Origin of the sequence: Lacticaseibacillus manihotivorans DSM 13343 = JCM 12514, assembly GCF_001435035.1 — a bacterium.
GTDB lineage: Bacteria > Bacillota > Bacilli > Lactobacillales > Lactobacillaceae > Lacticaseibacillus > Lacticaseibacillus manihotivorans.
On the sequence record NZ_AZEU01000077.1, the window covers coordinates 1 to 6,749 of the forward strand.

Consider the following 6,749-nt stretch of genomic DNA (forward strand, 5'->3'; position numbering starts at 1 on the left):
AGACAGATTCAACTTTATAATATTTCATCTGTCAACTTGACAGGGACTAGTGCATCGAGGCTTTTTGAATCATGAATATATAATCATGCATGAATACCGATTGCATCTGCATAAAGCATCAATTCGGTGAATTAAGTTGCAGACAATCTTTTTTCAGATTTTTTTTATAATAATTCTGATATCACGTCTTGTTCGGCATTCATAAACTCGTCAGAGCTGCGGATCTCAGTGATTTCGATGCCATCCATTGCGCGTTGCAACAAACCATCAATATCTAACTTGCTTTCGTAATAACGGGACTTATCCAAGTTTGGCTTGGTCTTTGGACGCGGTGGCGCAAAAATCGTGCAACAGTCTTCAAATGGCATGATTGATAAATCATAGGTATCGATATCTTCTGCGACTTTGATAATTTCATTTTTATCCATCGTCGCCACTGGGCGGATAATTGGCATCGTGGTCACATCATTGATCGCCACCATGGATTCCAAAGTTTGACTCGCCACTTGGCCAACCGATTCCCCATTGAAAATCGCTAAAGCATGGCGTTTGTGCGCAATCATGTCGGCTAAGCGCAACATGAAGCGACGTTGAATGGTCATCAAGTACCCTTCTGGCACGCCAGCTTTAACTGTTTCTTGAATTTCAGTGAATGGGACTTGGATAAATTTGATACTGCCGACATAAGGCGTCAACTTGGCCGTCAACTGCTTGGCTTTGGCCAAGGCATTTTCGGAAGTATACGGTGGGGAGAAGAAATGCACCATTTCGATATCCACCCCACGCTTTAACGCAAGATAGCCAGCCACTGGCGAATCGATCCCACCAGAAAGCATCAAAACGGCTTTTCCGGCTGAGCCAACTGGCAAACCACCAGCCCCTTGAATGGTCGTGGTGGACAAGTAAATGGCTTCACGACGGACTTCAACGCGCAAAGTCACGTCAGGATGCTTCATTTGCACTTTGAGGTCTGGGCGTTCTTCCGTCAACAAGTCCCCGATATCGAGGTTCATGCCGTTGGTATCCAGTTCAAAAGTATGATCAGACCGCTTGGTGGCCACCTTGAAAGTGGAACCCTCAGGTGCAGTTTCCTTCATTAACTCAAGCACTTTTTCATGCACCAAAGTCATGTCTTTAGGCACTTTAACGGATGGGGAGAAGTTTTGGATCCCAAAGACTTGTTGCAAGCGATCCATGACGCCTTGTGAATCTTCGCCATTCAGTTCGATGTGCAAGCGATCGCGCTTGGGGCGAATGGTGAGGCCTGGGTATTCATGCAAAGCTTTGGTAATGTTGCCGTTCAAACGGCCGATGAAGGCGCTGCGGTTTTTGCCTTTAGTGGACAATTCGCCATAGCGCACCATGATCATGTCGTATTGCATAAAAATTCCTTTCTATTTCAAAAACTATTCTTTTGGCATTAATTTTTCAAACTGCTTGTAGATCTTATCAAAAGCCGCGTTGAATTCATCTGCTTCAGCTAAGGTATTGTTTTCATCCAAGCTGACGCGAATGGCACTCGTGGCCAAATGTGGATCAGCGTGCATCGCCGCCAAGGTTGAGGATTCTGTTCCTTTCTTCGAAGAACATGCACTCGTGGTGGAAATATAGATTTGATATTGTTCAAAGGCATGCACGATGGTTTCCCCACGCACACCACGAATGGCAAAACACAAAATGTGCGGGGCAAAATCAGGCGCTAATTCAGAGAACAAGTGCACATTTGGAAATTGTTGCACATGTTCGGCAATGCGTTGGCGAATGGCGGCTTGCTTTTTGACATTGCCTGCTTCATCTTCCAAGTGCAGACGCAAGGCCTTAGCCATGGCTGCCACTGCTGGGGTGTTTTCAGTACCTGAGCGCAAGTTTTGTTCTTGGCCACCACCAGTCAACAGTGGCGCAATGTGCTTGCCTTCTTTGGCGTAGATGAACCCAGTTCCGCGTGGCGCATGGAATTTGTGCCCGGAGAAAGTGATGAAGTCGATGCGCGGATTACGCAAGGATTTCATCAAGCCTTTACCGATGGCTTGTACGGCATCCACGTGAAAGTGCACGGTTGGATAATCTTTTAAGATATCCGCAACGGCATCGATCGGTTGCATCGCTCCGACTTCATTGTTGACGGCCATCACCGAAACTAAAATCGTATCGTCGCGCAACGCCGCTTTTAAATCATCAGGATTGATGAAGCCACGGTGATCCACTGGCAAATAGGTCACGTCAAAGCCCAAACTTTCCAGTTGCTTCATTGAGTTGATGATCGCTGGATGCTCAACTTGGGTGGTGATCAAATGCTTGCCAAACGGCCGCTTTTCAATGGCAGTACCTTTAACGACCCAGTTGTCACCTTCCGTCCCACCAGAAGTGAAAAAGATTTCATCAGGCTTGGCTTGGATCAAGTCAGCGATTTGTTTGCGGGCACCTTCCAACATTTGATAGGCCTTATCGCCTAGTGCATGCAAAGAGCTGGGGTTGCCAGCAAAGTTTTCGGAAACTTTATTGTACGTGTCCAACGCCGCGGGATCGATTTTAGTGGTCGCGGAGTTATCAAAATAAATCATGAGTCGCCATTCCCTTTCAAATTGTAAGTTGCTGTTTGCGATTATAACATAGTATTTAGACCTTGTGCCACTGTTTGGCGCAAGTCATCCCACACAATTGATGTCCGGCATCGATTGTGTTTCATGCCGCCATCTGACGCAGTGGTCTATCTCCGCTACAGTGATTTGAAATTGGGATTCCAGCTGGCTCGTCGCTGCATATAGAGGGTCCTCGGCCGAACTAACTTTTAATATTCGCGATGCTCATATCAAAAGTGGATTTCGACCTGCGGAAGGCTGTAAGCGACGGCCAGCTTCCGTCCCAATTTCAAATCACTTCCACTACGATAGACCATTGACACCATGGCTACGAAACATACGGTACCAACATTGATGACTGTTCAGGATAGCGGGAGAGGTCCCAACACGAGCGGATTTAAACTGTAAGCTAGTAATATCAATATAGAAAATTTGTGAACGGAAGCGGCTTGGCAAAACGGAGGAAAACTGGACAATTGCCCGTGGCAGTGAAATCAAGTGAAACGCCGGTTTGTGGCGGTTCGCGCAGATTTCACCGGCAGAATTTGAAACGAAGTGGTTTTCTTCGGTTCAAATTCTAGGCGAAAGCTCCTCGAACGTTCTTTGTTTGAGAGCTGCAGCCGGCCGCACCGGCAACTTGTCCAGTTTTCCGCAGTGTCGCCAAGCCGCTGGAGTTCACAAATTTTCGGGCCGGAGGCTGATTGGCATCGCTAACTAGAAGCTTAAAACCACACTTACGATGCTGGACATCGTAAGTACGTTAACCCAAACAAAAGCCGAGATGTCCGGCGACATCTCGGCGATGACTTAAAACAATGCAGCAGATTGAGACTTGAGATAATCGTCTTCAACCTTTTGATAAGCGCCAGGTTCCACTTTTTCCAAAGCAGCGGCGATCACATCTGCGGCATGCGAATAATTGTAGTGTTGATACAAATCTTTGGCTTGTGTGGCGGCAGTTTCCACTTCCGCATGCGTGGTTTTATAGCGGTTGGCATACTGCAATAATTGCTCACACATCCCGGCAGAATCAACCACCGTCCGGCTTTGATCTTTCAGCTGATCGATATCTTCGCCAATTTTAATCAAGGACTTGGCGATGTCATCCAAGTTGATTTTCACTTGGTTTAAGTCGTTTTCCAGTTGTTTGAGCTCTTTGGTCACCACATTGAAAAAGTCCAAGTATGGCCGTGGCAAGCCTGGCAATTGGTGACGCGAAACTTCATATTTGATATCGCGCACCGCATTGGCGAAATCTCCTGCCGAAGCAACGGCTTGATGTTCACGGGCTTGCAAATCAGAAACGCCGGCGTTGATAGCTTGGTGCTGGGTTTCAACGGCATGTAAGTCATTACGAGTTTGGTTATAAAAGCTCAAAATCTCTGAATAAATCGCAGTGTTGTCTTGGATTTGATGCTGGGCATCGGTGAAACTTTCAGCAATGGCATCGAGTTGATCACGCAAGCTTTCAGCGGTTTGTTGTTCATTATGCGTTAAGGTGTAGGACTGATTGAGGTGATCGAGTTCTAATAACAAGGTGTGGTTTTGTTTTTGCGCATGGGCGATGAACTGACGCAGATCACCGGTTTGTTTTTGCACGGCGGTTTTCGCATTGAGTTCCTTTTCCATGGTGGCGTATAAGCCATCGATGTTTTCAGCCGTTTTGGCCACATTGTCTGCCAAATCATCGACTTTCAAATCGGTGATTTGATCATGTGCTAACTTGACGGCGGCTTGGGCCTCTTCAATGCCAGCGGGAACGTCCTGCGTGAAGACAAAATGTTGGGCAGCTAGTTCATGGAAGCCTGAATCCAGTTCATCCAATTGCCCTGGGAATTCGTTGACCACGGTGTTGACCAGCTTTGGCAAGCGCGCCACTTCGTCTTGAAGCGTCGATACCGAAACCGTTAAGCCGTCCATTTGTTCAGACGCTGCGGCGTGATCCCCTGATTCAGATACCGTCGCCACTTCATGTAATGAGGTCGCAATGGTTTGCAGTTCTGCTTCTAAAGCCGGCAGCGCAGAGTCAAAGGCATAGGATTTCGCCAAAATGGTTTTGCGCGCGGCTTGATAATCGGTGCGCAAGGTTTTCAGTTGATCACGCACTGCCACTTGCGCACTTTGAATCGCGACTAAGGCTTTTTTGATCTTGGTCAACTTGGCGTCGGCATCAATGATGGCCGCTTTGATCTCGTTTTGCGATTGGCGCACTTTAACGAATTGGAATTGTTTGTTTTCCAATTCCACATCTAACAAGGCCGTTTGTAAGCCTGCAAGTTCATTTTCGACCACATGTTGATAGTCGCGTTGGGATTTGGTGAAGGCCCGCAACGATTCGCCGGCCAAGCCTAAATTGGCGATCGTGCGGATCAATCCCCGCAATTCGCCAGTGTCGACTTTTTCCACTTCTTGATCCAATTGATGCAACTTGGCCACATTGACCCGCTGCAATCCCCAAATGCCGCCTACCACGACGACCACTACGATTAGCACAACGATTACCCACATCATTTTCCAAAACACCTTCCACGATCACTGAAATCCGCATTGCAAAATTTTCTTTTTTTCACTATACTTCAGTAAGCCTGTCATGCGGTTTCATGTCCTTAGTTCATAGTATCTCAAAAACAACGAAAACTTGAAACCTTTTATAAGAAATTAACTTGATATGACGCGAATTTGTAAAGGAAGGTCCCTCATATGTCTACTCTTGATCCCATTTTAGTCGCCCAAGTCGATGCATTGCTCGATAATGAGCCCAATCCCATCACTGTTTTAAGCAATGCCTCTGCTTTGATCAATGCGGCGATGACTGATTTAAACTGGTGCGGCTTTTACTTCTATAGTAAAACCACTGGCACGCTCGACCTCGGCCCCTTCCAAGGCCAAGTCGCATGCACCCATATCAAGCCAGGATCTGGGGTCGTCGGCACTGCTTTTGAAAAAGACGCCCCAATGATCGTGCCTAATGTCCATGAATTTGCCGGGCATATTGCTTGTGATGCGGCGTCTAACTCTGAAGTGGTGGTGCCGATCCATGTCGACGGCAAATTGATCGGGATCTTAGATATCGATTCCCCAAAACTCGATCGCTTTAGTCAAGCCGATCAAGACGTTCTAGTCGATGCCGTCGCCGCGCTTGCAAAACATCTTGACGCCAAGGCCTTAGCTTTGGTATACTAGTCCGCGAGTAATTTAATGCAGCAGTGAATGGCATGGTCGGCTCCAGTTTTGCAACCTATTGGTATGTTAAGTAACCGCGGCTGCGCAATGGTGAAAGACTTAGCGAAACTGTCCGTGTGCTGAGTTCACACATTAACTTACTCCAAACAAAATTTTTGGAGGAATTCAATATGTCTCGTTATACTGGCCCTCGCTGGAAACAATCTCGCCGTCTTGGCTTGTCTCTTTCTGGCACCGGTAAAGAATTAGCTCGTCGTCCTTATGCCCCTGGTGATCACGGTGCCAACAACCGCCGTAAGGTCTCCGAATACGGCCAACAACTTCGCGAAAAGCAGAAGCTTCGTTGGATGTACGGCTTGAACGAACGCCAATTCCGTAACTTATTCGTTCGTGCCGGCAAGATCACTGAAGGTACTCATGGTGAAAACTTCATGATCCTTCTTGAAACCCGTCTTGACAACTTGGTATTCCGCTTAGGCTTGGCAACTACTCGCCCACAAGCTCGCCAATTAGTTAACCACGGTCACATCTTGGTCGACGGCAAACGCGTTGATATTCCTTCCTACGAAGTTAAGCCTGGCCAAGTGATTGGCTTGCGCGAACGCTCCCAAAACTTGACCATCGTCAACGAAGCGATCGAAGCAACGGTTTCCCGTCCTGCTTACGTGACCTTCGACGATAACAAGAAGGAAGGTTCTCTTGTTCGCTTACCTCAACGTGACGAACTCGAACCAGAAGTCGACGAAGCTCTTGTCGTTGAATACTACAATCAAATTCTCTAATCATAAGTATTTTAATATTTATGAATCGAATTCGGTTTATGAGAAAGCCTTACGCCTTGTGCGTTGGGCTTTTTTGTTGTCATTATTATTCGAAATTTCAGCTTTCTTTCCATTCATCCGATAAATATTTACCCACTCGGAATCAATCATTTACCCGCGTTTTACAATCAAGTTAGCCACTATCGTTAGCACTCAGACAAAATAA

The 6,749-nt window shown here is 46.8% G+C and carries 5 protein-coding genes; 2 read left to right on the plus strand and 3 right to left on the minus strand.

What is annotated here, in order from left to right:
• Positions 1-164: 164 nt before the first annotated feature.
• The 3 genes from thiI to ezrA form a co-directional block, all read right to left on the minus strand.
• Positions 165-1,382, minus strand: a complete 1,218-nt coding sequence (gene thiI / locus FD01_RS04150; protein WP_056962763.1) for a tRNA uracil 4-sulfurtransferase ThiI — start codon at positions 1,380-1,382, stop codon at positions 165-167.
• A 24-nt stretch (positions 1,383-1,406) separates the two neighbouring features.
• Positions 1,407-2,561, minus strand: coding sequence for a cysteine desulfurase family protein (locus tag FD01_RS04155; protein ID WP_056962766.1), 1,155 nt, complete (start codon positions 2,559-2,561; stop codon positions 1,407-1,409).
• An 825-nt stretch (positions 2,562-3,386) separates the two neighbouring features.
• Positions 3,387-5,090 carry a septation ring formation regulator EzrA gene (gene ezrA / locus FD01_RS04160; protein ID WP_056962768.1) on the minus strand — a complete coding sequence of 568 codons (1,704 nt, stop codon included), beginning with the start codon at positions 5,088-5,090 and terminating at the stop codon, positions 3,387-3,389.
• A 189-nt stretch (positions 5,091-5,279) separates the two neighbouring features.
• On the opposite strand from ezrA, the gene FD01_RS04165 reads away from it, so the two are divergent.
• Both FD01_RS04165 and rpsD read left to right on the plus strand, forming a co-directional pair.
• Entirely contained in the window at positions 5,280-5,762 is a 483-nt protein-coding gene (locus FD01_RS04165) for a GAF domain-containing protein (RefSeq protein WP_054719128.1), read from the plus strand.
• 170 nt (positions 5,763-5,932) lie between these two features.
• Positions 5,933-6,544, plus strand: a complete 612-nt coding sequence (gene rpsD, locus FD01_RS04170; RefSeq protein WP_054719125.1) for a 30S ribosomal protein S4 — start codon at positions 5,933-5,935, stop codon at positions 6,542-6,544.
• Positions 6,545-6,749: the final 205 nt, after the last annotated feature.